This window comes from Pseudomonas sp. 32A (genome assembly GCF_052682255.1).
On record NZ_JBQYLY010000001.1, the window covers coordinates 543,771 to 568,507 of the forward strand.

Annotated in this window: 26 protein-coding genes; 11 read left to right on the plus strand and 15 right to left on the minus strand. The window is 61.3% G+C overall.

The features are described 5' to 3' along the window. Positions 1-301 precede the first annotated feature (301 nt). From ACUN0G_RS02365 to ACUN0G_RS02375, 3 genes are all read left to right on the plus strand, one after another. Positions 302-493: a Flp family type IVb pilin gene (locus tag ACUN0G_RS02365; RefSeq protein WP_258343544.1), complete on the plus strand. Its 192-nt coding sequence runs from the start codon at positions 302-304 to the stop codon at positions 491-493. 45 nt (positions 494-538) lie between these two features. Next, on the plus strand, positions 539-733 hold the full coding sequence (locus tag ACUN0G_RS02370) for a Flp family type IVb pilin (RefSeq protein ID WP_445572606.1): 195 nt from the start codon (positions 539-541) through the stop codon (positions 731-733). Between the two features lie 67 nt (positions 734-800). Further along, positions 801-1,208 (plus strand): response regulator, encoded by a 408-nt coding sequence (locus ACUN0G_RS02375; RefSeq protein ID WP_167664888.1) that lies wholly within the window; start codon positions 801-803, stop codon positions 1,206-1,208. Positions 1,209-1,330: 122 nt separating this feature from the next. Here the strand turns inward: ACUN0G_RS02375 and ACUN0G_RS02380 are convergent, their stop codons facing one another. The 4 genes from ACUN0G_RS02380 to ACUN0G_RS02395 form a co-directional block, all read right to left on the minus strand. Next, entirely contained in the window at positions 1,331-3,016 is a 1,686-nt protein-coding gene (locus tag ACUN0G_RS02380) for a ShlB/FhaC/HecB family hemolysin secretion/activation protein (protein ID WP_258343546.1), read from the minus strand. Between the two features lie 173 nt (positions 3,017-3,189). Further along, positions 3,190-4,908 carry a collagen-like triple helix repeat-containing protein gene (locus ACUN0G_RS02385; protein ID WP_445572607.1) on the minus strand — a complete coding sequence of 573 codons (1,719 nt, stop codon included), beginning with the start codon at positions 4,906-4,908 and terminating at the stop codon, positions 3,190-3,192. Positions 4,909-5,200: 292 nt separating this feature from the next. Next, entirely contained in the window at positions 5,201-6,049 is an 849-nt protein-coding gene (locus ACUN0G_RS02390; protein ID WP_445572608.1) for a MaoC family dehydratase, read from the minus strand. A 2-nt stretch (positions 6,050-6,051) separates the two neighbouring features. Next, positions 6,052-7,404 (minus strand): 3-oxoacyl-ACP reductase, encoded by a 1,353-nt coding sequence (locus ACUN0G_RS02395; RefSeq protein WP_445572609.1) that lies wholly within the window; start codon positions 7,402-7,404, stop codon positions 6,052-6,054. A 114-nt stretch (positions 7,405-7,518) separates the two neighbouring features. Here ACUN0G_RS02395 and ACUN0G_RS02400 point away from each other — a divergent pair, with 114 nt between their 5' ends. Both ACUN0G_RS02400 and ACUN0G_RS02405 read left to right on the plus strand, forming a co-directional pair. Next, positions 7,519-8,796, plus strand: coding sequence for an acetyl-CoA C-acetyltransferase (locus ACUN0G_RS02400; protein WP_445572610.1), 1,278 nt, complete (start codon positions 7,519-7,521; stop codon positions 8,794-8,796). Between the two features lie 266 nt (positions 8,797-9,062). Beyond that, on the plus strand, positions 9,063-9,962 hold the full coding sequence (locus ACUN0G_RS02405; protein WP_017478460.1) for a PA4780 family RIO1-like protein kinase: 900 nt from the start codon (positions 9,063-9,065) through the stop codon (positions 9,960-9,962). A gap of 143 nt (positions 9,963-10,105) precedes the next feature. Here ACUN0G_RS02405 and cueR read toward each other — a convergent pair whose 3' ends face one another. The 3 genes from cueR to ACUN0G_RS02420 all read right to left on the minus strand — a co-directional run bounded on the left by cueR (position 10,106) and on the right by ACUN0G_RS02420 (position 13,269). Continuing rightward, a complete protein-coding gene (cueR, locus tag ACUN0G_RS02410; RefSeq protein WP_177070053.1) occupies positions 10,106-10,507 on the minus strand; it encodes a Cu(I)-responsive transcriptional regulator in 402 nt (133 codons plus the stop codon). Next, on the minus strand, positions 10,504-12,705 hold the full coding sequence (locus ACUN0G_RS02415; RefSeq protein WP_445572611.1) for a heavy metal translocating P-type ATPase: 2,202 nt from the start codon (positions 12,703-12,705) through the stop codon (positions 10,504-10,506). Before ACUN0G_RS02415 ends, cueR begins: the two co-directional genes overlap by 4 nt. Positions 12,706-12,888: 183 nt before the next feature. Next, a complete protein-coding gene (locus ACUN0G_RS02420; RefSeq protein ID WP_421525284.1) occupies positions 12,889-13,269 on the minus strand; it encodes a hypothetical protein in 381 nt (126 codons plus the stop codon). A gap of 147 nt (positions 13,270-13,416) precedes the next feature. On the opposite strand from ACUN0G_RS02420, the gene ACUN0G_RS02425 reads away from it, so the two are divergent. Together ACUN0G_RS02425 and ACUN0G_RS02430 are read left to right on the plus strand one after the other, a co-directional pair. Further along, positions 13,417-13,617, plus strand: a complete 201-nt coding sequence (locus ACUN0G_RS02425; RefSeq protein WP_063033291.1) for a heavy-metal-associated domain-containing protein — start codon at positions 13,417-13,419, stop codon at positions 13,615-13,617. Positions 13,618-13,703: 86 nt separating this feature from the next. Further along, a complete protein-coding gene (locus tag ACUN0G_RS02430; protein ID WP_063033290.1) occupies positions 13,704-14,897 on the plus strand; it encodes a multidrug effflux MFS transporter in 1,194 nt (397 codons plus the stop codon). 5 nt (positions 14,898-14,902) lie between these two features. On the opposite strand, the gene ACUN0G_RS02435 is transcribed toward ACUN0G_RS02430, so the two are convergent. The 3 genes from ACUN0G_RS02435 to ACUN0G_RS02445 all read right to left on the minus strand — a co-directional run bounded on the left by ACUN0G_RS02435 (position 14,903) and on the right by ACUN0G_RS02445 (position 16,562). After that, positions 14,903-15,082 (minus strand): hypothetical protein, encoded by a 180-nt coding sequence (locus ACUN0G_RS02435; RefSeq protein ID WP_003211153.1) that lies wholly within the window; start codon positions 15,080-15,082, stop codon positions 14,903-14,905. 145 nt (positions 15,083-15,227) lie between these two features. Further along, positions 15,228-16,241 (minus strand): zinc-binding alcohol dehydrogenase family protein, encoded by a 1,014-nt coding sequence (locus tag ACUN0G_RS02440; protein ID WP_421525283.1) that lies wholly within the window; start codon positions 16,239-16,241, stop codon positions 15,228-15,230. Positions 16,242-16,268: 27 nt separating this feature from the next. Next, a complete protein-coding gene (locus tag ACUN0G_RS02445) occupies positions 16,269-16,562 on the minus strand; it encodes a putative quinol monooxygenase (RefSeq protein WP_177025961.1) in 294 nt (97 codons plus the stop codon). 117 nt (positions 16,563-16,679) lie between these two features. Between ACUN0G_RS02445 and ACUN0G_RS02450 the strand changes: the two genes are divergently transcribed. Next, positions 16,680-17,609: a LysR family transcriptional regulator gene (locus ACUN0G_RS02450; RefSeq protein WP_063033286.1), complete on the plus strand. Its 930-nt coding sequence runs from the start codon at positions 16,680-16,682 to the stop codon at positions 17,607-17,609. 138 nt (positions 17,610-17,747) lie between these two features. Next, complete coding sequence (locus ACUN0G_RS02455) at positions 17,748-18,440, plus strand: ArsR/SmtB family transcription factor (RefSeq protein ID WP_258343556.1); 693 nt, start codon at positions 17,748-17,750, stop codon at positions 18,438-18,440. Here the strand turns inward: ACUN0G_RS02455 and ACUN0G_RS02460 are convergent. Continuing rightward, positions 18,437-19,390 carry an adenosine deaminase gene (locus ACUN0G_RS02460; protein ID WP_008430770.1) on the minus strand — a complete coding sequence of 318 codons (954 nt, stop codon included), beginning with the start codon at positions 19,388-19,390 and terminating at the stop codon, positions 18,437-18,439. The two genes, ACUN0G_RS02455 and ACUN0G_RS02460, sit on opposite strands and share 4 nt — an antisense overlap. 194 nt (positions 19,391-19,584) lie before the next feature. Here ACUN0G_RS02460 and ACUN0G_RS02465 point away from each other — a divergent pair, with 194 nt between their 5' ends. Next, positions 19,585-20,673: a calcium:proton antiporter gene (locus ACUN0G_RS02465; protein WP_258343558.1), complete on the plus strand. Its 1,089-nt coding sequence runs from the start codon at positions 19,585-19,587 to the stop codon at positions 20,671-20,673. 132 nt (positions 20,674-20,805) lie between these two features. Here ACUN0G_RS02465 and ACUN0G_RS02470 read toward each other — a convergent pair whose 3' ends face one another. From ACUN0G_RS02470 to ACUN0G_RS02480, 3 genes are all read right to left on the minus strand, one after another. Beyond that, the gene (locus ACUN0G_RS02470) at positions 20,806-22,164 is read right to left on the minus strand and encodes an 8-oxoguanine deaminase (RefSeq protein ID WP_445572612.1); all 1,359 of its coding nucleotides are present in this window, start codon (positions 22,162-22,164) and stop codon (positions 20,806-20,808) included. A 146-nt stretch (positions 22,165-22,310) separates the two neighbouring features. Continuing rightward, complete coding sequence (locus tag ACUN0G_RS02475) at positions 22,311-22,997, minus strand: SDR family oxidoreductase (RefSeq protein ID WP_445572613.1); 687 nt, start codon at positions 22,995-22,997, stop codon at positions 22,311-22,313. 26 nt (positions 22,998-23,023) lie between these two features. After that, positions 23,024-23,374, minus strand: coding sequence for a MerR family transcriptional regulator (locus tag ACUN0G_RS02480; protein WP_258343562.1), 351 nt, complete (start codon positions 23,372-23,374; stop codon positions 23,024-23,026). Positions 23,375-23,457: 83 nt separating this feature from the next. On the opposite strand from ACUN0G_RS02480, the gene ACUN0G_RS02485 reads away from it, so the two are divergent. Further along, positions 23,458-23,850: a hypothetical protein gene (locus ACUN0G_RS02485; protein WP_421552395.1), complete on the plus strand. Its 393-nt coding sequence runs from the start codon at positions 23,458-23,460 to the stop codon at positions 23,848-23,850. Between the two features lie 302 nt (positions 23,851-24,152). On the opposite strand, the gene ACUN0G_RS02490 is transcribed toward ACUN0G_RS02485, so the two are convergent. Beyond that, on the minus strand, positions 24,153-24,734 hold the full coding sequence (locus ACUN0G_RS02490) for an IMPACT family protein (RefSeq protein WP_445572614.1): 582 nt from the start codon (positions 24,732-24,734) through the stop codon (positions 24,153-24,155). Positions 24,735-24,737 lie beyond the last annotated feature (3 nt).

The window sequence follows — 24,737 nt, forward strand, 5'->3', positions numbered from 1 at the left end:
ATCCCGCTGCACCCACTGCTACTTCCTTCGAGTTCCTACGCAAACAGGTCGCTTTTAATCTCAACTATTTCGCTATTTGAAGGTAGTTCAACTAGGACAAAATGCCATTACTGCGCCGGAAAATATCTCCGATATCAGGTAAAACAGGCGGATTTCTGGCGTCAGGAGATGGCTAATACTTTGTAATTAATCCGTTCTTACAGTTGTTGGTATGGCGTTTGTTGACAATGCTCTAGTGGCACACCGGAATCATGTTGCAGCACTGCTACACCAGCGCCTTGAGCGCAAAGGAGAAGTCACTATGTTCCTTGATGCCATTCGCCGAGTTTTTGTCAAAATCCAGATTTTGTCCTACGGAAAAGAGGGAGCCTCCGGTATTGAATATGCGATTGTCGCAGCGATGTGCGCGGCAGTGATCGGGATTTTCATGTCGCCGATCAGCACGAAGGTCACGTCCATCTTTACCAGCATCAAGAATGGTATTGGTACTTGATTCGAGCGTCCCTTTAGAACGATTGCCCTTCCCGGGAGACCTTGAATGTTTGCAAATAACGTCCTGAACATTGTCGTGAAAATGCAGTCGTTCGTTTCTGCAAGGGAAGGTGCATCAGGGATTGAATACGCCATAGTGGCGGCCATGTGTGCGGCGGTGATCGGGATCTTCATGAGCCCGATCAGCGAGCGCGCCAAGGCGTTGTTTAACGTGCTCTCTGCGAGCATCACCTCCACCTGAGCAGACTGTCAGCGGCAAACGTTCCAAGGGCTACACTGAGTGAATCCTTAATTTCAGGCATTTCCCCATGAACTCCTCTTTGTCTCCCCGGCAACAAATCCTTTTGGTGGATGACGAAGAGGACGCCCTCATTGAACTGGCGGAATCGCTGGAGAACGAGGGTTTTGTCTGTTTCACCGCCACCTCGGTCACCTTCGCTTTGCAAGAGCTGACCCTGCACCCCGATATCGCCCTCGTAATCACCGACCTGCGCATGCCCGAGGAGAGTGGTATTTCCTTGATCAAGCGCCTGCGCGAACACACCGCTCGCCAGCACCTGCCGGTGATCGTCATGTCTGGCCATGCCGAGATGGATGATGTCAGCGATATGCTGCGTTTGCAGGTACTGGACCTGTTCCGTAAGCCGATCTATCTGGTGCGCTTGATCGACACCCTCAACAACCTTTTCCCCATCCCCAAGATCAGATTGATGTAGGAACGAGCTTGTGTGGGAGCGGGCTTGCTCGCGAAAAACGTCAACGATAACGCGGGCAGTCTGGTTCCCCGCGTTGTCTGGACGCTCTTCGCGAGCAAGCTCGCTCCTACAGTAAATAGGGGTCAGAGTTGGTAGCTGAAACTCAGCGTATACCGTGGGCGCCGATTAAAACTGTCCAGGGCAATGTCCGACATCGGCTTGGCCGCTTCCAGCGCAATGTTGTAGTACTTGTTGTCCCCGAAACGCAGGCCCACCGCCGCCGATGACATGTTGTTGGCCTTGACCGGCAGCTCGTTGAACCAGGTCTTGGCCTTGTCGAGCACCACATACGGCTGCAGGATTTTTACCCATTCGCCGCTGCGGTTGAAGCTGTAGTTGACCTCATACGCCACGCCCCAACCCTTGTCGCCCGAGCCCTGGTCGTCGGGGTAGCCACGCCCGAAATTCTGCCCGCCGAATGTCGCGCGTTCGCTGTCGGGCAGGGTGTCGTTGCTCCAGTAAACGGCCGCCGAGGCGACGCCTTGCCAGTTGTCGAAGAACTTGTCGCTCTGTACGCCCGAGAGGCGCAGGCGGAAGAAGTCGATGTCCGGTTTTATGCCTTCGAAGTCGCTGCGGGTCTTGGCGCCCAGGCCGTCGATGCCCTGGTACAGGCCGGCGCTGAGGATGCGCAGTTGGCGCGTGTCGGACTTGCGCCAGTCGCCCTCAAAAGCCAGGGCGCGCAGGTTGGTTTCCAGGTCGAAGCGTAGGGGGAAACCCACCAGTTGATAACGCGTGGTTTGGTCTACGGCATAGAGCCGCGTGCCCAGGGTCAGCGACTCGGTGGGGGAGGCGATCAGTGGATGGCTCAGGCCAACGGAGTAGCGGTCGATTTCCTGATGTGGCTTGAGTTCAAAACCGCCGTCCAGTTGCACGTTACTGCGCGGGTCGGCGCGGTAGCGTTCGGCGTTCACCACCAGTTGGGTGCCCTCGGCGTTGACGAACTGGCTGTAGCCCAGGCGGTAGTAGTGCTCCTTGTCTTCGCCAGGCGGGAACAGGCCGCTGAGGCTCAGTTGCTCACCCATGGAGGTCTGGGAGTTGCTGGTGCCGGTGATCAGGGCTTGCAGGCCACCACGGCTGTCGTCGGTCATGCTCATGCTGCTGGTGAAGGGTTTGCGCGAGGCCTGGATTTGCATGTGCGTGCCGCCATCGGTAGTGCCCGGCGGCGGTACTTGCGCCTGCAGCGTCACACCCGGAATACGCCCCATCAGCGTGGTGTAGCGCTCGAAGGTCTTGCGGGTCAACGGGCGCTCGCCCAGCAGCTTGGCCGCCAGTTTGTCGACGTAGGCCGAGACTGAGCCGATGTCGCCCTGCACGTTGTAATCCTTGATGTAGCCTTCCACCAGTACCACGTGCACCAGGCCGTTTTCGAAGCGCTGATCAGGCAGGTAGGCGTAGGACAGCAGATAGCCGTCCTGCTGATAGCGGCGGGTGATGCCGCGGGTGGCTTCGATCAGGTGGGCGAGGGTCGTTTCATGGCCAATCAGCGGTTCGAAAACCTGGGCCACATCCTTGAGTGGGTAGATCGTGCCGCCATCGATTTGCAGCTTGCGGATGGTCACTTTGGTGTCCATCAACAGCGGCTTGTTCTGGGTAGCGGCCGGCTCGGGCAACTGGGTCTGCGGCGTGACCGGACGATAGGCGTCGGCGGGTAGATTGGGCACCGGCAGGTTGCGAATGGTGTCGTTGCTGTTGAGGAAGCTGGGCAGGGTCTCGGCGTGGACACTGGCAGCAATCAGGGTGAGTAGAAACAAAGGCGTCAAGGCGCGCATAGGACACTCCATGGTCAAACTGCAGCAGCGTTTCGCGAGTCCCCGCCGGGCTCTGGGGCGCGGTTCGGGAGGCCTTCACTGGCCAATAAAAAAGACGAGAGACTCATTGGGATCTCTCGTCTCAACCAAGCGTAGGCGCTGGAGGGGAGGCCGTCTAATGGCCAGGTGCAATTCTATTTTTTGCCGGTCAGCCCGCCGAGCAAACCGCCCAGGCCACCACCGGTGTTGGTGTTTGCAGTGCCCCCTGCAGTGCCTCCTGCAGAAGCGCTGGCACCTACGTTCAAGCCGCCGAGCAGACCACCACCGCTACCGCCGGTGCCGCCGGTGACCAAGCCTCCCACCGAGCCGACCGTGTTACCGACTGCATTCAGCGTACCGCCTACGGCGTTGGTGATCGGGTTGGCATTGGCTGCCGTCAGGTTGGTGCCCAGGCCGCTGACTGCGCCGCCGACTTGGGTCACCAGGCCGTTCACCGGTGCACCGACACCGGTGGTGGTGCCGATGTTTTGGGTCAGCCCGGCAACGCTCGTCGTCACTGGGTTCAGTGCGGCGCCGACAGTGGTCGCCAGACCCGCGACCGGAGCCGTGGCGCCGGTGTTGGCTACGCCGTTGCCGCCAATCAGCGTGCCGACGGACGCGACGGTGTTGCCCACGGCACCACCGGTTACGCCCGCAGCACTGACAGTGCCATTGGTGTTGCCAATATTCAGGCCGTTGCCGACGTTGGCGACGAGGCCACCGACCAGTTCAGGCAGACCCGATTGCGGAGTCGTGGTTGCCGGATTGACGTAGCCACTCGACTTATCAACGGTGGTGCCGACGCCAGTCAATACGCCACCGACGAGTGTCCCGACAGGGTTGCCTGCACCGCCGGCGCTGGCTACCTGGCCACCCAGGCCGGTGACAGTGGCGCCCACTTTATCGATCAAACCACCCACCGGGTTGCCCAGGCCTGTCTTGTTGCCCAGGTTACCTGTGGTGTTTTCCACCAGAGAGACGACGGGCACCAGTACGCTTTTGCCGAGCGTATTGGTCAAACCGCCCAGTGGTCCGGTGGTGCTGGCCGTGCTCAAGGTGTCGCCGAGCATGGTCACGGTTTGGCCGACGTTATCGACCAGGCCACCAGCCGCACCGCCTACGCCGCCGGTCAAGCCACCGACCACGGGAATGCCGCCCAACGTAGTGCCCAGGGATTTGCCGGTGTTGGAAACGCCGGTGCCCAGGTCGGCCACGCCGTTGGCGACACCGGCAACAGTGGTGCCCAAGGCATTGCTATTGGTACCCAGTGTGCCCAGGCCGTCGGTCAGGCCGGTGCCGATGCTGTTGACGGCAGTGCCTGTCGCGGTGACGAGCCCGCCAGCAGTGGTGCCGACAATGGGGACAGTGGTGAGGGTTGAACCCAGGTCGCCCACTGCAGTGCCGACGTTGCCGACGACACCGCCGACAGCGCCAACTACCTGGCCGGTGACCAGCGGAGTGGTCGAACCTGTACCGCCGCCGGTACCGCCACCTGTGCCACCGCCTGTACCGCCGCCAGTGCCGCCACCGGTGCCACCGCCAGTGCCGCCACCTGTACCTCCGCCAGTGCCACCACCTGTGCCGCCGCCGGTACCACCTCCAGTACCGCCGCCGGTACCACCTCCAGTACCGCCATCAGTACCACCGCCGGTACCACCTCCAGTACCGCCATCAGTGCCTCCGCCGGTACCACCGCCAGTGCCGCCATCTGTACCACCGCCAGTGCCACCACCTGATCCGGCGCCGGCATCCGGAGAGGACGCGGCGACGCTGCTGTGATGACCACCACCACCGCTGCTGCAGCCTCCGAGGCTTACTGCCAGAACCAGGGCCAGCGCGGTACTTGCTTTCCACAACACGACTTGAGTTTTCATGATTGATTTCCTTGCACCAGGTACAGCCTTTGCTGTTATCGAAGTTCGCTGTTTCTAGGGGCAGCGATACATTCGTCCGTTGTGGCTATAACAGACCCGGGTGCGTTATCTCGCAATGCTCAACTTGGTATTAACGATTTATATACAGATAGAGTTAGTCTGCTTAGCGACTAATACCAAGGGTGTAGTGGGGGAGGATGTAGAAGTTGCGAAGTGTTTAAAATCATAGGGTTAATAAAGATAGCGGGCTATCGATAGCCCGCTATAACTTAGGATGTATATATACAATTTATCAGGAGATTGGCCGCCAACGCCCGGCCATGTGTTCAATATCCCCAGCACCCTTTAGTTGAAACTCACCACTTGAGCCCGCAGCACTTGTCAATAAAGTTACCTCGCTGGGCAAACGCACCGGTTTTTTAAACTCGACGTCTATTTCGATATTGGCCGCAGGCAAATGCTCGCTCAGCGCGGCCAGTGCGCGTGCCTTGTTCCACAACCCATGGGCGATGGCCTGAGGGAAGCCAAATAACTTGGCAGTGAGGGCGCTCAAGTGAATCGGGTTGTAGTCGCCGGACACCCGGGCGTAACGGCGCCCGATGTCGGCGGGGGCTTTCCAGCGGGTCAGCTCGCTTACGTTGGTGGGCGCTTGCAGGGTGTTGTCCGCCGCAGCGCCATCGAGTTTCACGCCGCGACAGAGCATTCGGCTTTCGGCTTCCCACAGCAGCCCCAGTGAATCCTCGACCGTGGTCACGATATCGAAGGTCGCGCCCTTGGCATGGGGTTGCAAATTCTGCGCGTAGACACCAACCGTCAGGTCGCTCACACCACCCAATGGGCGCAGGATGCGGATCCGGTTGCTCAGGTGGATCAACCCCAGCAGCGGGAATGGAAACGCCTTGTCGGTGAGCAATTGCATCTGCAGGCCGAACGCCAGGATATGGGGATAAGTGGCCGGCAGCACCGGGCTCTGGGCAAACCCGCAGACCTTGCGATAGGCGTCCACATCCTTGGGGTTAACGCTGACCCGGCAGCGCAACCCTTGCTCGGGCAGCGTGGTGCCGGTGATCTTGCGCTTGAGCGCCGCACGCCAATACAGCGGCGGCAGAAACGGGGTGCTGCCTAATGTGTGCCACTGCATGCTTACGCTCCCAATAGACTTTGCCCACACACCCGCAACGCTTGCCCGCTGACTGCGCCCGAGCCCGGTTGACCGAGCCAGGCCACCGCTTCGGCGACGTCCTGGGGCAGCCCGCCCTGGCCCAGCGAACTCATACGCCGCCCGGCCTCGCGCAAGGCGAAGGGAATATGTGCGGTCATCTGGGTTTCGATGAAACCTGGGGCCACGGCATTGATGCTGATCCCGCGTTCCCCCAGCAACGGCGCCCACGCCTGTGCCAGGCCGATCAGCCCGGCCTTGCTCGCGGCGTAGTTGGTCTGCCCGCGATTGCCGGCGATACCGCTGATGGACGCCAGCAGCACCACGCGGCCATTGTCGTGCAGGGTGCCGCTGTCCAGCAGCGCCTTGGTCAGCACTTGCGGCGCGTTGAGGTTGACTGCCAATACGGCGTCCCAGTATTCCGGGGTCATGTTGGCCAGGGTTTTATCGCGGGTGATGCCGGCGTTGTGCACCACGATGTCGAGGCCGTCCGGCAGGTGTTCGATCAACTGCGTGGCGGCGTCTTCGGCGCAGATATCCAGGGCGATGCTGCGGGCGCCCAGGCGCGCGGCCAGGGCATCGAGGTCGGCCTTGGCTTGGGGCACGTCCAGCACAATCACCTCGGCACCGTCGCGGGCCAGGGTTTCGGCAATCGAGGCGCCAATGCCGCGGGCCGCACCGGTCACCAATGCCTTGCGCCCGGCCAGCGGTCGGGTCCAATCCTCGACCTGGGTCGGGCAGGCATTCAAACGAATCACTTGTCCGGAGATATACGCGCTTTTGGGTGATAGGAAGAACCGCAGTGCACCTTCCAGCTGGTCTTCGGCGCCGTCGCCCACATACAGCAACTGCAGGACGCCGCCGCTGCGCAGTTCTTTCGCCAACGAGCGGCTGAAACCTTCAAGGGCGCGCTGGGCGCTGGCGGCAAATGGGTCGCTGAGGCTTTCCGGGGCGCGGCCAAGGATCACAAGGTGCGCGCTGTGGTCGAGGTTCTTCATCAACGGCTGAAAGAATTCCCGCAACTGCTTGAGTTGATCGGTGTGCTGCAACTGGCTGGCGTCGAACACCACGGCCTTGAGCTTGGGCCCGTGGCCGGGAATCCAGGTGGTTGCCGTCGACGGTTCGGTGCCGTAGCTATAGATAGCGTCGGTCAGCTTATTGGCGAATGGCAGGATTTTTGTTGCCAGCGGGCCGCCGCCGATCAGCAGTGCACCCTCCACCGGGCGCAGGCGTCCGGCCTGCCAGCGTTCCAGGCGCACCGGTGACGGCAGGCCAATGGCGGCGACCAGGCGATGGCCGAGGCTGGAGTTGGCGAAGTCGATATAACGGTCAGACATGGAACGCTCTCCGAGTGCTGGGGTTCAAACGGTGGACCATCAATAGGTGAAAGTCGTTCGATTGAGCCTAGGCTAGGCTCAGAGATTCACCCCATAACCTCAAGGGAGCTTTCCATGACTCAATTGCGCCGTGTAGCGATCATTGGCGGTAACCGCATCCCCTTCGCCCGCTCCAACGGCCCTTACGCCACGGCGAGCAACCAGGCGATGCTGACCGCCGCCCTGGAAGGCCTGATCGAACGCTACAACCTGCACGGCCTGCGCATTGGCGAGGTGGCCGCCGGGGCGGTGCTCAAGCATTCCCGGGACTTCAACCTGACCCGCGAGTGTGTGCTGGGCTCGCGCCTGTCGCCGCAGACGCCGGCCTACGATATCCAGCAGGCCTGTGGCACAGGGCTGGAAGCCGCGTTGCTGGTGGCGAACAAGATTGCCCTGGGGCAGATCGAGTGCGGGATTGCTGGCGGCGTAGACACCACGTCCGATGCGCCCATCGGGGTGAACGAGGGGCTGCGCAAAATCCTGCTGCAAGCCAATCGCAGCAAATCCATAGCGGATAAATTAAAAGTCCTGTTACAACTTCGTCCCCATCACCTCAAGCCGGAACTGCCGCGCAACGGCGAACCGCGCACCGGGTTGTCCATGGGCCAGCATTGCGAATTGATGGCGCAGACCTGGCAGATCCCCCGCGCCGAGCAGGATCAACTGGCATTGGAAAGCCACCAGAAAATGGCCGCGTCTTACGCCGAGGGCTGGCACAACGATCTGCTCACGCCCTTTCTCGGCCTGACCCGCGACAACAACCTGCGCCCCGACCTGACCCTGGAAAAGCTCGCCAGCCTCAAGCCGGCCTTCGAGCGCAGCGAAAAGGGCACCCTCACCGCTGGCAATTCGACGCCGCTGACCGACGGCGCCTCGTTGGTGCTGCTGGGCAGTGAAGCCTGGGCCAAGGAGCGCGGCTTGCCGATCCTCGCCTATTTGCGCGATGGCGAAGCGGCGGCGGTAGATTTCGTCAACGGCGCCGAAGGCCTGCTGATGGCGCCGGTGTATGCGGTGCCACGTTTGCTGGCCAGGAATGGCCTGACGCTGCAGGACTTCGATTACTACGAGATCCATGAAGCCTTCGCTGCCCAAGTGTTGTGCACGCTGAAGGCCTGGGAAGATCCGGAATACTGCAAGACCCGCCTGGGGCTGGACGCACCGCTGGGCTCCATCGACCGCAGCCGCTTGAACGTCAAAGGCAGCTCATTGGCCGCCGGTCATCCGTTTGCCGCCACTGGCGGGCGGATCGTCGCCAACCTGGCCAAGTTGTTGGACGCAGCCGGCAAGGGCCGGGGCCTGATCTCGATCTGCGCCGCCGGGGGCCAGGGCGTCACCGCGATTATTGAGCGCTGAATTACACTATGGATGAACAACAACCCCTGTAGGCGCGAGCTTGCTCGCGAAGGTCGTTAACGATGATGCGGGCATGCTGAATCGACGCGGCGTCCTCGGGTTTTTCGCGAGCACGCTCGCTCCTACAGGGGATTGCAGATTAATCTGGCATATTGGATGCATTCTTAAGCGGTCAAAGGTCGGTACCCTCTCCCCGAGGCGAGAGGATTGCCGTATAACGAGTGCCATACGCGTGTTTGGTAATAAAGGACCCACAATAAAAGCTGATGAAGACTCCTAAACGCATTGAACCCCTGATCGAGGACGGTCTGGTCGACGAGGTGCTGCGCCCACTCATGAGTGGTAAAGAAGCAGCTGTTTACGTGGTGCGCTGCGGCAACGAGTTACGTTGCGCCAAGGTCTACAAGGAGGCGAATAAACGAAGTTTTCGTCAGGCGTCCGAATACCAGGAAGGCCGCAAGGTCCGCAACAGCCGTCAGGCCCGGGCCATGGCCAAGGGCTCCAAGTTCGGCAAGAAAGAAACCGAAGATGCCTGGCAGAACGCCGAGGTAGCGGCGCTGTTTCGTCTGGCCGGTGCGGGCGTTCGCGTGCCCAAGCCGTACGACTTCCTTGAAGGCGTGCTGCTGATGGAGCTGGTGGCCGATGAATACGGCGACGCGGCGCCACGTCTGAACGACGTGACGCTGGAGCCGGACCAGGCCCGCGAATACCACGCCTTCCTGATTACCCAGATCGTGCTGATGTTGTGTACCGGCCTGGTGCACGGTGACCTTTCCGAGTTCAACGTGCTGCTGACGCCGACGGGCCCGGTGATCATCGACCTGCCCCAGGCGGTGGATGCGGCGGGCAACAACCACGCGTTCACCATGCTGGAACGGGATGTGGGCAACATGGCTTCCTACTTCGGGCGCTTTGCCCCGGAGTTGAAGAAGACCAAGTACGCCAAGGAGATGTGGGCGCTGTACGAAGCCGGCACTCTGCACCCGGCCAGCGTCTTGACCGGCGAGTTCGACGAGCCGGAAGAGTTGGCTGACGTGGGCGGTGTTATCCGCGAGATCGAAGCGGCACGGCTCGATGAAGAGCGTCGCCAGGCGATCCGTGCGGCAGACGATGCGCCACCGAGCAAGGCGTCGGAAGAGCCTCCACCGCCGCCCTGGATGCAGTGATCCAATAGCCGGGAAGGATCCCGGTCCATGTGGGAGCTGGCTTGCCTGCGATAGCATCACCTCGGTTTGGCTGACAGACCGAGGTGCCTGCATCGCAGGCAAGCCAGCTCCCACACTTGTTTTGTGCAGTCAGTAAAGTCTGGTCAGGCGCAACAACTGCCCGACGCCAATTCCTTGAGAATCGGGCAATCCGGCCGATGATCGCCCTGGCAGTGTTCCACTAGGTCCTGCAACGTATCGCGCAACTGCCCCAACTCGCGGATCTTCTGGTTCAGCTCATCGATATGCTGGCGGGCCAATGCCTTGACGTCGGCACTCGCACGGCCCCGGTCTTGCCAGAGGGTCAGCAACTTGCCAACCTCCTCAAGGGAGAATCCCAAATCCCGCGAACGCTTGATAAACGCCAGGGTGTGCAAATCATCGGCGCTATATATGCGGTAGCCGCTGTCGGTGCGATGGGCGGCTTTCAACAAGCCGATGGACTCGTAGTAACGAATCATCTTGGCGCTCAGGCCACTTTGGCGTGCTGCTTGGCCGATGTTCATGGACGTTCGTCCTCCAGATCCTTGGGTTTCCAGGTTTTCAACAGCAGCGCATTACTCACCACGCTGACGCTGGACAGGGCCATGGCCGCGCCGGCCATTACCGGGTTGAGCAGGCCGAACGCGGCCAGCGGAATGCCGATCAAGTTATACACAAAGGCCCAGAACAGGTTCTGTCGAATTTTCGCATAGGTCTTGCGGCTGATTTCCAGGGCGGCGGGCACCAGCCGTGGGTCGCCGCGCATCAGGGTGATCCCGGCGGCGTGCATGGCCACGTCGGTGCCGCCACCCATGGCGATGCCGATGTCCGCGGCAGCCAGGGCCGGGGCGTCGTTGATGCCGTCGCCGACCATCGCGACCACGCCGGTCTTTTTCAGCTCGGCGACGGTAGCCGCCTTGTCCGCAGGCAACACCTCGGCGTGCACGTCGTCGATGCCCAAGGCTTCGGCGACCACTCGGGCGCTGCCACGGTTGTCGCCGGTCAGCAGGTGGCTGCTGATGTGCCGCGCCTTGAGTGCTTGTATTGCTTGCAGGGCGCCCGGTTTGAGCGTGTCACCGAAGGCGAACAAACCCAGTACGCGAGGCTGCGGGCCTTGCTCGATCAGCCAGGACAAGGTGCGGCCTTCGGCCTCCCAGGCGCTGGCCGAGTCGGCGAGATCACCGGTGCTCAAGCCGGTTTCCTCCAGCAGGCGACGGTTGCCCAGCGCCAGTTGCCGACCGTCGAGAGTGCCTGCGATACCGCGCCCGGTGAGGGACTGGCTGGCGCTGACATCGGCCACGTTCAGGCCCTGTTCGGCACAGGCGTCCAGCACCGCCTTGGCCAGCGGATGTTCACTGCCGCGTTGCAGCGCACCGGCCTGTTGCAGCAGGGCCGCTTCGTTGCCATCGACGGCGGCCAAGTGCGCAATTTTCGGTGCGCCGGAGGTCAGGGTGCCGGTCTTGTCAAACACCACGGCGCTGACTTCATGGGCGCGCTCCAGGGCTTCGGCGTCCTTGATCAGGATGCCGTGGCGGGCGGCGACGCCGGTACCGGCCATGATGGCGGTGGGTGTGGCGAGGCCAAGGGCGCAAGGGCAAGCGATGACTAACACGGTCACGGCATTGATCAGCGCAACTTCCAACGGTGCGCCATACAGCCACCAGCCGATCAGCGTGGCCAAGGCCAGCACCAGCACCACCGGCACGAACACCTGGCTGACTTTATCCACCAGCTTCTGGATCGGAGCCTTGGCAGCCTGGGCGTCTTCCACCAGGCGGATAATTCTTGCCAGTACGCTCTCTGCGCCAAGGGCCAGGGTGCGCACCAGCAGCCGGCCTTCGCCGTTGATGGCTCCGCCGGTGACGGCATCGCCCGGCTGCTTCGGCACCGGCAGGCTTTCACCGCTGATCAGCGCCTCGTCGGCATGGCTTTGGCCTTCAACCACTTCGCCGTCCACCGGGAAGCGCTCGCCGGGTTTGACCAGCACCAGGTCATTCAGCTTGAGGGCGGTGATGGCAACGTCCTGCTCGCGGCCGTCGATCACCTGGATCGCCCGCTCCGGACGCAAGGCTTCCAGGGCGCGGATGGCACTGGCGGTCTGGCGCTTGGCGCGGCTTTCCAGGTATTTGCCCAGCAGCACCAGGGCGATCACCACGGCCGAAGCTTCGAAATACAGATGGGGCATCGTGCCGGCGGATGCCGTGAGCCATTCATAGAGACTCAGGCCGTAACCGGCGCTGGTGCCGATGGCTACCAACAGGTCCATATTGCCGGCTCCGGCGCGTACGGCTTTCCAGGCGGCGATATAGAAGCGTGCGCCGAAAATGAACTGCACCGGGGTGGCCAGGGCAAATTGAACCCAGGCCGGAAGCATCCAGTGCAGCCCGAACGGTTGCACCAGCATCGGCAGCACCAACGGCGCGGCGAGCAGGATCGCCAGCAGCAGCGACCAACGCTCATGGCTCAGGCGTTGTTCCTGGCTGGCCTGGGTGGCGGTTTCGCTCTGGGGCAGGGTGGCGGTGTAGCCGGCCTTGTCGACGGCGGCGATCAGGACGCTGGGGTCTATTTGGCCGAGCACTTCGATGTGGGCGCGTTCGTTGGCCAGGTTGACGCTGACGCTTTGCACCCCGGGCACTTTGCCCAGTGCCCGTTCAACCCGCCCGGCGCAGCTGGCGCAGGTCATGCCGCTGATCGGCAGGTCGAAGGTGGTGGATCCGTTCATGGGCAGTACTCCAGGAGAGATTGCCCATAGGATCAACCTTGACCTGTGGGGAAGGTCAAGGCGCTTTTTACTGTAGGAGCGAGCTTGCTCGCGAAAAGCTTGAGGGCGCCGCGTTTATCCAGGATGAACGCGTCATCGTTAACGTTTTTCGCGAGCAAGCTCGCTCCTACAGGTTTTCGGGGCTTAGTATTCCAGTGCCGCTCGCTTCAGATACATGCCGTCCGGACCTTGCGCGATACGCAGCTTGCGCACGTCACCGGCCTTCAACGTAATGTTTTGCGCCGGTGGCGCGAGCATGCCCGGCAAGCAACCCTGGGATTGCCCCGGCAACAACTTCAGGCGCAACGACACATTCCCGGCCGGCAAGTTGAAGGAGGTGGCCTGCTCCTGGAACAGCCGCCCGGCCAACTGGTCCTGGATGTACAAGCCAATCTCGCAGTTGGTGGGCACTTCCAGGCGCTCCCGGGAAATAATCAGCACCGCATAATCTTCATCTGCGCTGGCCGGTGGCACAGCAGCAAACAAGCCCATCAGGCTGACAAGGCCAAAAAATGACCAGCGCATGGCGAATTCTCCGAGGTTCACATCGTGGATAGGTGCAGCTTGGCCGAGGGCGCCGATGAATGCCAGCCCGGCCGATGTTTTCAGAACTTGACCTTGCCATCGTGGCAAGGTCGAAACTGCGGGCAACCTCATCAAAGGAGTCATGTCATGCAAGTATTCAGCGTTGAAGGAATGACCTGCGGCCACTGCGTTCGCTCGGTTACCCAGGCGGTGCAGGATAAGGACCCGGCCGCCAGCGTGCGCGTCGACCTCGCGGCGAAAGAAGTCGGCGTGGAAAGCAGCCTGCTGTCGCCGGCCGAAGTGATCAACCTGATCAGCGAGGAAGGCTACAGCGTCAAGCTCGCCTGATTTTCTGATAGTTAGCGAGCTAACTTAATGTTCAAGGCACCCATGCCCGGCTAGACTGTCGGGCTGCCGACTCACCTGGGTGCCTGATGAACCTTCGTATAATCCTGATTCTGGGGGCCTTGAGCGCGTTCGCGCCGCTGGCCATCGACTTCTACCTGCCGGGTTTCCCGGCCATGGCCGTGGCATTCGGCACCGACGAAAAACATATTCAGCTGACCTTGGCCGTGTACTTCACGGGCCTGGCGATCGGCCAGTTGATCTATGGACCGCTGGCGGACCGTTTTGGCCGACGCGGGCCGCTGCTGAGCGGTGTCACCCTGTTTACCCTGGCTTCCTTTGCCTGTGCATACGCGCCTTCCCTGGAATGGCTGATCGGCGCGCGTTTCGTCCAGGCCTTGGGTGGTTGCGCGGGCATGGTGATCTCCCGGGCGGTGGTCAGCGATAAATGTGACGCGGTAGGCTCGGCCAAGGTGTTTTCGCAACTGATGCTGGTTACCGGGCTGGCGCCGATCCTCGCGCCGCTGGCGGGTGGGGTAATGGTCGGTATCTGGGGCTGGCAGTCGATCTTCCTGGCGCTGACGGCATTCAGCGTGATGGCGGCCATCGCGGTAGCGGTCGGGCTGCCGGAAAGTTTCCCCGCCCACCAACCGCGCCAGCCGCTGTCGGGCGCGTTGCGCCAGTACGGCCGGTTGCTGTCGGACCGGGTGTACCTGGGCTACGCCTTGACCGGTGGTATCTCGATTGCCGGCATGTTTGCCTACATCGCGGGCTCGCCTTTCGTCTTTATCAAACTCTATGGCGTGCCCGCCGAGCACTATGGCTGGGTTTTCGGCTCCAACGCCGCCGGCTTTATCCTGGTGGCACAGGTCAATGCGCGCCTGCTGGCGTCGCGCGGCCCCGCGTTTCTGCTGTCGCGCACGGTGTGGGTCTACCTGGCGGCGGGCCTGTCGTTGCTGGCCATTACTGCTTTGCGCACTGACGCCTTGTGGCCACTGTTGGTACCGCTGTTTATCTGCATCGCCAGCCTGGGCTGCATTCTGCCGAATACGTCGGCCTGCGCCATGAGCGGGCAGGGCGCACGGGCGGGCAGCGCGTCGGCGTTGCTCGGTTGTATTCAGTTTGGTGTGGCGGCAGGCGCTGCATCGTTGGTCGGCGTGTTGCACGACGGCACGGCGATGCCGATGGCAATGGTCATCAGCTTGTGTGGCGTGCTTGCGGTGACGTTCGCGATGCTGACCCGGCGCCTGCAGCGCCAACGGGCACTGCAAGCGGCGGACTGAGCGGGTCAGCCAGCAGAACGCTGCTGGCTTTCGGGGAATCGGTGAGGTGCCTGGATACGGGTTTGCAGGGTGTCGGCAAACGCGCGGGCTTCGGCCTCACTGCGGAAGGTAAAGGCGTTCTGGTCGAGACGGACCTGCCATTTGTTGCCTTCGGATCTTGCTAGCGCTTTTATCAGGATCTTCATTGCTGACTTCCTCACGTAAATTGCGTGGCAAAGGCGGCCAATATAAACCCGAATACGCTCACAAATATGACAAGGATCAAGTCTCTGACTAGCGGTGTCGTCCATTACTCACATGAATAACAGACGACACTGACAGAACCTTTCGTTAGAACCCTTCCAGCACGATCTTGCCCTTGGCCTTGCCGCTTTCCAGCAGTTCGTGGGCGCGGCGCAGGTTGGCCGCGTTGATCACGCCAAAGTGCTCGCCCACCGTGGTTTTCAGGGTACCGGCGTCGATCAGTTCGGCGACGCGATTGAGCAGGTTGTGTTGCTCGATCATGTCACTGGTCTCGAACATCGAGCGGGTGTACATGAACTCCCAATGCAGCGACAGGCTCTTGCGCTTGAGCTTGCTGATATCCAGCGCTTTGGGGTCGTCGATCAGCGCCAGTTTGCCCTGGGGAATCAGCGCTTCCACCAGTTGGTCCAGGTGCTGGTCGGTCTGGGTCAGGCTGGCGACGTAGTTCACCTGCGGATGGCCAGCCTTTTTCAGCTCTTCACTCAGCGGTTTGCTGTGGTCGATCACCAGGTCGGCACCCAGGTCCTTGGCCCAGGCTTGGGTTTCAGGCCGGGAGGCGGTGCCGATGACTTTCACGCCGGTAAGCTGTTTCGCCAGTTGGGTCAGGATCGATCCCACACCACCCGATGCGCCGACGATCAGCAGGCTCTGGCCTTCATCGGTCTTGCCTTCACGCACTTGCAGGCGTTCGAACAGCAACTCCCAGGCGGTGATGGCGGTCAGCGGCAGGGCGGCCGCGTCGGCGAAACCCAGGGTTTTCGGCATATGGCCGACGATGCGCTCATCCACGGTGTGCAGTTCGCTGTTGCCACCGGGACGTACCAGGGAGCCGGCGTAGAACACCTTGTCACCGACCTTGAACAGGCTCACTTCACTGCCCACGGCCTTGACCACACCGGCCACGTCCCAGCCCAGCACTTTGGCGGCACCGTTTTCCGGGGCGACGTTCTGGCGCACCTTGGTGTCCACCGGGTTCACCGAGATGGCTTTGACTTCCACCAGCAGGTCGCGAGGACCGGCGACCGGTTCTGGCAGTTCGATGTCTTGCAGGGATTTTGGATCGTTGATGGGCAATGCAGCGTAGTAGGCAATGGCTTTCATGAGGGTTTCCAAAAAGGGGGCGGTTGATCAGGCAAGAAACTTCAGGCGCTTGAGTTCGAAATGCTCGAGCACGTCGGCAGCCTTGGCGCGGAAATTCTGGATATGGGCGCTCTGGTCGTGATCGGCCAGTGCGGCGTCGTCGCTCCAGCGTTCGAGCATGTAGAAGGTCTCGGGGTGTTGCAGGTCCTGGTGCAGGTCGTACTGCTGGCAGCCGGCTTCGATGCGGGTGGGTTCCAGCAGTTCGCGCAGCAAGGTTTCCAGGGTGGCCTGTTGGCCGGGTTTGGCGATCAGCGTGGCGATGACGTTAAAGGCAGCGGACATATTCGACTCCAGACACGTGATGAACGGGATGGACAGATGATTGGCTATTTCTCTGGAAGATAAAACCCGCTAAAAGAGCAGTCTCTTTCAATGTTTTTTTGATAATGGGCGGTCAGGGTGCTGCGTTTTGATGACTTGCAGTTGTTTGTGCGTGCGGCAGACCTGGGCAGCCTTTCGGCTGCAGCACGGGTGATGGACATGTCGGCGGCGGTGGCCAGCGCGGCGTTGAAGCGTATCGAGCAGCAACTGGGCGCACGTTTGCTGGCGCGCTCCACCCGCAGCCTGCGCCTGACCGCCGAGGGTGAAGGCTTTCTGGAATACGCCCGAGCTGCCCTGAGCAGCCTGGATGAAGGCCGGCGCTTATTGGCCAGTGGCCAGGACCAGGTCAGCGGGGTGCTGCAACTGTCGGCGCCGTCGGACTTTGGGCGTAATCAACTGTTGCCTTGGCTGGATGAGTTCCAGCGCGAATACCCCGACCTGAGCGTACGCCTGCTGTTGGGCGACCGGATTGCCGACCTGTTCCGCCAGCCGGTGGACATCGCCCTGCGCTACGGCGAGCCCGAAGACTCCAGCCTGATCGCGCTGCCCATCGCCCCGGACAACTACCGTGTGCTCTGCGCCGCCCCCAGCTACCTGGCGCGGCATGGCGAACCGCGCCATCTGGAACAGCTCACCCAACACAATTGCCTGCTGTATATGCTCGGCAGCCGGGTGCATGACCATTGGGGTTTCAACGATGGCAAGCGCGACGTCAGCCTGACCGTGACCGGCGACCGCTTCAGTGATGATGCCGATGTGGTGCGGCGTTGGGCGGTGGCCGGGGTGGGTATCGCCTACAAATCCTGGCTGGATGTGAGCTCTGATGTGTTGGCCGGGCGCCTGCGCCTGATCCTGCCGGAGCTGCGGGGCGAGCGCACGCCGCTCAACCTGTTGTGCGCCCATCGCGCGCAACTGAGCAAGCCGATCAATCTTCTGCGGGAAATGCTCGTTGCGCGTTGTGCGACATTGACTGCGCAGTTGCCGGAGCGGTCGGCCTCTACACCCTGACTCCGGGAATATCGGGAAATTTCCTTCAGCCTCTGTCCTTGGTTGCGCTGTAAGACGGCACGGAACCGGGCGTTTTCACGCTTATACTTTTCTGCGAACCGCAGCAGACGAATGATTCAACAGGGAGTGAATGAGCACATGGAACAGGCACCTTGCATCAGTCAGATCGCCACTTTGCTGGCCGACCCGAAACGTACCGCGATGGTCTGGGCGTTGATGGATGGCTCGGCCAAACCCTCCGATGAATTGGCTCTACTGGCGGGGCTGTCGCCGGCCTCGGCCAATGCTCACCTGACGCGATTGACGGCCGGCGGCCTGCTGCGCGTCGAAGCCCGTAGCGGTAAACGCTTTTTCCGTGTGGCCGCTGCCGACGTAGGGGCCGCCGTGGATGCCCTGGCCTGTACCACCATGGCCAGAATCGCCCGCAGCACGCCCGCTCATTCCCAGTCCTTGATTGCGCCTGCGGCTTTACGGCGGGCCAGGCTTTGCCAGGGGCACCTCGGTGGTGAATTGGCGGCGGGGTTGTATCAACGGATGATGGCGGCAGGGTGGATCGAGCGTGCAGAGCAGCGCACGGAAGTGACGCCCCTTGGCGCACGCAAACTCGCAGCGCTGGGGATTTTTACCCAGGCACTGGCTCAGCCGATCGTGTGCGATTGTTTTGATTGGAGCGAACAGCAGCCGCACCTGGGCGGTGCGTTGGGGGTCGCGCTGTTGCAGCTGTGTTTGCAGTCGAACTGGGTCAGTGTGATCAATGAGTCCCAGGCGCTGCAGGTCAGTGAAGCCGGGCAACTGGAAATTGCCCGGCTCGCCAGACCGGTCGGTGATTAAGGCTTGACCAACCGTGCATCCAGGCTGTTTTGCGCCAGGCGTTTGGCCTGGTCCTGGGTCATGCCCAGGGAGGTGTACAGCGCATGGAAGTTCTCGGTGACATAACCGCCGAAGTACGCCGGGTCATCCGAGTTCACCGTGACCTTCACCCCACGCTCGAGCATGTCGAGGATGTTGTGCTGGGACATGTCGTCGAACACGCACAGCTTGGTGTTGGACAGCGGGCACACCGTCAGCGGGATCTGCTCGTCGATGATCCGCTGCATCAGGCGTTCGTCTTCAATGGCGCGTACACCATGGTCGATACGCTGGATTTTCAGCAGGTCGATGGCCTCCCAGATGTACTCCGGCGGGCCTTCTTCGCCGGCGTGGGCGACGGTCAGGAAACCTTCGTGACGGGCACGGTCGAACACGCGTTGGAACTTGCTCGGCGGGTGACCCATTTCCGAACTGTCCAGACCCACGGCAACAAACGCATCACGGAACGGCAGCGCCTGGTCGAGGGTTTTTTCGGCTTCTTCTTCGCTCAGGTGGCGCAGGAAGCTCAAGATCAAACCGCTGGTGATGCCCAGTTGTTGCTCGCCGTCTTTCAACGCGGCAGCGATGCCATTGAGCACCACTTCGAAGGGGACGCCACGGTCGGTGTGGGTCTGTGGGTCGAAGAACGGTTCGGTATGGATCACGTTCTGCGCCTTGCAGCGCAGCAGGTAGGCCCAGGTCAGGTCGTAGAAATCCTGGGAGGTGCGCAGTACATCCGCACCCTTGTAGTACAGGTCGAGAAACTCTTGCAGGTTGTTGAAGGCGTAGGCCTTGCGCAGGGTTTCGACGTCGTTCCACGGCAGCGCGATTTTGTTGCGTTCGGCCAGGGCGAACAGCAGCTCAGGTTCCAGGGAGCCTTCCAGGTGCAGGTGCAATTCAGCCTTGGGCAGGGCGTTGAGCCAATCGTACATTTATAAATTCTCATCAGGTGCAATGGCGGCATTCTACAGGCGCACGCCGAAATAATCGGCAAAACCTGACCAAGCGGTGAGCATCCGCGATCGTCGTGCAAGCGATGAGTGAACTAAGGTGTAACGAAACGTTAGCGGCGCGGTGCAGTCTGTACCCCATCAATAACGGATTCGCCGCGTTCAAAAGGCCTGCAATGCTCACATCTATCAAGCAAGAAAAATTCATGCTGCTGGCGCTGATTGCCGCCATCGCCGCTTACCCGCTGGAGCACTGGATGCTGGGCAGCGGGCAGATGGTGGCGCTGCTCAGCGGCATCGCGCTGATCGGCTTTATCGTCGTGGCCTCGATGCGCGTGGCCCATCACGCCGAGCAACTGGCGGAAAAGGTTGGCGATCCCTACGGCACCATGATCCTGACCCTCGCCGCCGTGCTGGTGGAAGTGGTGATCCTGGCGATCATGATGAGTAACGAGCCGTCGCCGACCCTGGTGCGCGACACCATTTATTCCGCAGTGATGCTCGACATCAACGGCATCCTCGGCCTGGCGGCGCTGATGGGCGGGATCAAGCATGGCGAACAGTCCTACAACGACGATTCGGCACGCACCTACAGCGTGATGATTCTTACCGCCATGGGCGTGTCGATGGTGGTGCCGGAATTCATCCCCGAGGCCGATTGGAAAATTTACTCGGCCTTCACCATTGGCGCGATGGTGGTGCTGTACACGTTGTTCCTGCGGATGCAGGTGGGGCCTCACAGTTATTTCTTCAGCTACAGCTACCCGGAAAAACGTCGTAAGAAACAGCCGGAAGAAGAGTCGCCGCCGATCAGCCTGGCGTTTTCCATCGGGACTTTGGTGTTTGGCGTGATCGTGATTGGCGCGTTGGCTGAGGTGATGTCCAAGACCCTCGACCTGGGCCTGGAAGGAACGGGTGCCCCGCCGGTGATCACGGCGATCATCGTGGCGGCGATTTCCGCTGCGCCGGAGATTTTGACTGCGTTGCGCGCGGCGCTGGCCAACCGCATGCAGTCGGTGGTGAATATTGCGCTGGGTGCGTCGCTGTCGACGGTGATCCTGACAGTGCCGGTGATGGAAGCCATGGCCTTGTACACCGGCCAACCGTTTCAGATGGCAATGACGCCGGTGCAGACGGTGATGGTGTTTATCACGCTGATTGTCAGTGCGATCAACCTCAACGATGGCGAAACCAATGCCATCGAAGGGATGACCCATTTTGTGTTGTTTGCGACGTTTATCATGCTGTCGCTGCTTGGACTGTAACCAATCCTGGGTACACCTCTGATCAAATGTGGGAGCTGGCTTGCCTGCGATAGCATCACCTCGGTGCAACTGAAAGACCGAGGCGCCTGCATCGCGGGCAAGCCCGGCTCCCACATTTGATCTGTGCTTGGCTTAGATCCCGCTGATCAGCGCGCGCGCCGCCTGGCTGTGATCGGCAATCAAACCTTTCAAATCAAGGCCCTCAACCTGCCCGTCGATCACCCGCCATTTGCCGCCGACCATCACCCGATCCGCGCGGTCGGCGCCGCACAGCAGCAGTGCGGAGATTGGATCGTGGCTGCCGGAAAAGCGCAGCTCATCCAGTTTGAACAACGCCAGGTCAGCCTGTTTGCCTACGGCCAGTTCGCCGATATCGCTGCGGCCGAGTAACTGTGCCGAGCCTTTCGTCGCCCAACCCAGCACCAGCTCCGGGGTGATCTTCTCTGCCCCGTAACGCAGGCGCTGGATGTACAGGGCCTGGCGCGTTTCCAGGATCATGTTCGACGCATCATTGGACGCCGAACCGTCCACGCCCAGGCCAATCGGTGCGCCGGCGGCGAGCAGGTCGAGGGTGGGGCAAATCCCCGATGCCAGGCGCATATTGGAGCTCGGGCAATGGCAGATCCCCGTTCCGGCCGCACCGAGGCGCGCGATTTCTTCCGGGTTGAAGTGAATCCCATGGGCCAGCCACGTGCGCGGGCCGAGCCAGCCGACGCTGTCGAGGTAATCCACAGTGCGCAAGCCGAAACGCTGCAGGCAGAAGTCTTCTTCGTCGAGGGTTTCTGCCAGGTGGGTGTGCAGGCGCACGTCGAGGGTGTTGGCCAGTTCGGCGCTGGCTTCCATGATTTCTGGGGTGACGGAAAACGGTGAGCAGGGCGCCAGGGCGATCTGGATTTGCGCGCCGTCGCCGCGCTCGTGGTACTGGCGGATCAGACGGCGGCTGTCTTCCAGAATCACTTCGCCCTGTTGCACGGTTTGCTGCGGTGGCAGCCCGCCGTCCGCTTCACCCAGGCTCATGGAACCGCGGGTGAGCATGGCGCGCATGCCCAGTTCGCGCACGCTGTCGACTTGTACGTCGATCGCATGTTCCAGGCCCTCCGGGAACAGGTAGTGATGGTCTGCCGCTGTGGTGCAGCCTGAGAGCAGCAATTCAGCCAGGGCCACTTTGCTCGCCAGGGCGAGTTTTTCCGGGGTGAGTCGGGCCCAGACCGGGTACAGGGTTTTCAACCAGGGAAAGAGCGGCTGGTTCACCACCGGCGCCCAGGCGCGGGTCAGGGTTTGATAAAAGTGATGATGGGTGTTGATGAGTCCAGGAAGGACAACATGCTCGCGGGCATCAAATACTTGTCCACAGGGCACTGCGGGTTCTTGGCCCCAGCCCAGCACTTCGGTGATCACACCGTCTTGCAGCACCAGGCCGCCACGGGCGTCGAGGCCATTGGCAGTGAAAATCGCGAGGGGGTTTTTTAACCAGATACGGGTCGCAGGCATTGGCCGGCTCCTCTGAATGATGGGTTCAGGTTTGCCAGCTCAGTGTTGCCCTGTCTGCTGATCCAGGGTCGCCGGGAAGGGCGAGGTGCGCAGTTTACGTGTGGATCGTTATCGACGGCAATCGGCCGATAACGATCCCGGGTTGTTTACCAGGCGATGGTGTCGCCTTTGTAGTCCACAAAGTGATGGCCGCCCTTGCCGCTGTAGGCATTCACCTGATCGATCAGGCCGCGCACGCTGGTAGGCACATCGATGTGTGCGTTTTCGCCGCCCATGTCGGTTTTCACCCAGCCCGGGTGCAACGACAGTACGGTCAGTTTCTGGTCGCCCAACTGGGTAACGAAACTGTTAGTCATGGAGTTGAGGGCGGCCTTGCTGGCTTTGTACAGGGCCAGGTCCGAGCCGTCGGGGATGGTCACGCTGCCGAGGATCGAGCTCATGAAGGCCAGCACGCCGGTATCCGGGCGGATCTGCCCGACAAAACGCTGGGCCAGGTTGATCGGCGCCACGGCGTTGGTGAAGAACAGTTGGCCGACTTCTGCCAGGGTGGCGTGGCCCGGTTCCTGATTGGCCGGGCCTTTGACGCCGGCGTTGACGAACAGCAGGTCGAAGGTTTTTTCCTTGAGGCGCTGGCTCAGGGCGATCACGGCCTGTTGGTCATCCATGTCGAGCTTTTCGATCTGCACCGGGCCCAGGGCTTTCAAGGCATCGGCCTTTTGCGGATCGCGTACGGTGGCGGTCACGTCCCAGCCGTCCGCCAGCAGTTGCTTGGCCAGGCCAAGGCCCAGGCCCCGGGAGGCGCCGATAATCAGTGCGGTTTTTGAAGTGGACATGAATGGCTTCCTTTGACGATGGAGGTTCACGGGTTCAGTGGACAACGCTGGCCGAGCCTTTGCTGCAACTCCTGGCGCAGTTGGTCGAGTTCGGCGATGCGGGTTTCGATCAGGCTGAGCTTGTCTTGCAGCAGTTGGGTCACGGCGCTGTCGGGGTCTGGAGCTTGCCATAGTGCGCCGACGCTGTTGCCGATTTCACCCAGGCTGAAGCCCAGGCGCTGGGCGGTCTTGATGTACAGCACCAACTGCACCATGTCGGCGGGATAGTCACGGTAACCGTTGGCACTGCGTTGCGCGGCAATCAACCCGCGTTGTTCGTAGAAGCGCAGGGTGTCGCGGCTGACCTGGCTGGCCTGGGCTAATTCGCCGATACGCATGCAGAGGGCTCGAAGGGGCTTGACCCTGGAGCATACTCCAGGCTTTAGCGTGCTGGCTTCTTGAATTGAAGGAGCTTGCTGCTATGTGGACTGCACATCAATACCGTCAACTGGTTCGGGCCAGCGGCTGGTACGACTTGATCGTCACCGCGGCGCTGGTCACCCCCTGGACCTTTGTTCTGCTGCACAACGCCTTGGTGGCGTTGAATCTGCCCGGCGAACTGCCGCCGTTCGCGCCTGTGCATATGTTGATGGCCAACCTGATGGGCTCGATCGTGTGCGTGTGGTCGGTACTGCGAATCCGCGACCCGCAAGCGATATTTGGCCGTTATGACGCGGCCGGCCGGGTGTTATTTGCCACTTGGCAGATTTACGCGCTGGCCCACGGCGCAAGTTTAGTGCTGGTGATTGTCGTGGTGTTTGAAGTGCTGTGGGCGGTGGCGCAGTTGATGCCGGTGCGCAGGGCGGCAAGTTGATCAAAAAATGCTCAGTTATGCCGGGGCGTTGTGGGCTCTGCCGCCGGCTCACTCTTGCACGGGTTATCCACAGGTTGCTCCACAGTAATTGTGCGCAAGCGTGATCGGTGGATATAAGCGCTGCAGCCCTTTGTTCTAAAGGACATAACCCGCCTAACTGACTGTTTTTGAGCCGGATTAATACTTTAGTGTGGCGGGCTGAGCAAAAACTGAACAACTGCCTGAAACCCTTGTGACAGAAGGGTTACAGGCGAGTGTGCTCAGGTTATCCACAGGCGGGTGCACAGCAGATGTGGGCAGTTTCAGCGCTCCAGTAGAATGCGCCCGCGGCTCAGGTCGGCGAGCTGGGTTTGCAAGGTGTCGATATGCGCTTCGCCGAGGGCCAGTTGCAGGTCGACGCCATTGGCGGTGAAGGTTTCTTCCATCACCAGCCCGTCCAGTTCGGCCACTCGCAGTTTCACCAACTGCAGCTCGGCAAAACCACAGGAGCAACTCAGTGGCACACGTTTGATCAGCTCGACGCGTTCGGCCGCTTGCAGGCACTTGTTGGCGCCGCCGCCATAGGCCCGGGCCAGGCCGCCGGTGCCCAGCTGGATGCCGCCGTACCAGCGGATCACCAGCACCACGACCTGGTCGCAGTCCTGCGCTTCAATCGCGGCCAGGATCGGGCGCCCGGCCGTGCCGCCGGGCTCGCCATCATCGTTACTGCGGTATTGATCCCCCAGTTTCCACGCCCAGCAGTTGTGCGTGGCATTCAGGTCGCTGTGCTGGTCGATGAAGGCCTGGGCGTCCTTGGGGCTGCTGATGGGGGCGGCGAGGGTAATGAAGCGGCTTTTGCGAATTTCTTCTCGAAACTCGCAAAAGCCGGTAAGCGTGAAAGGCATGGG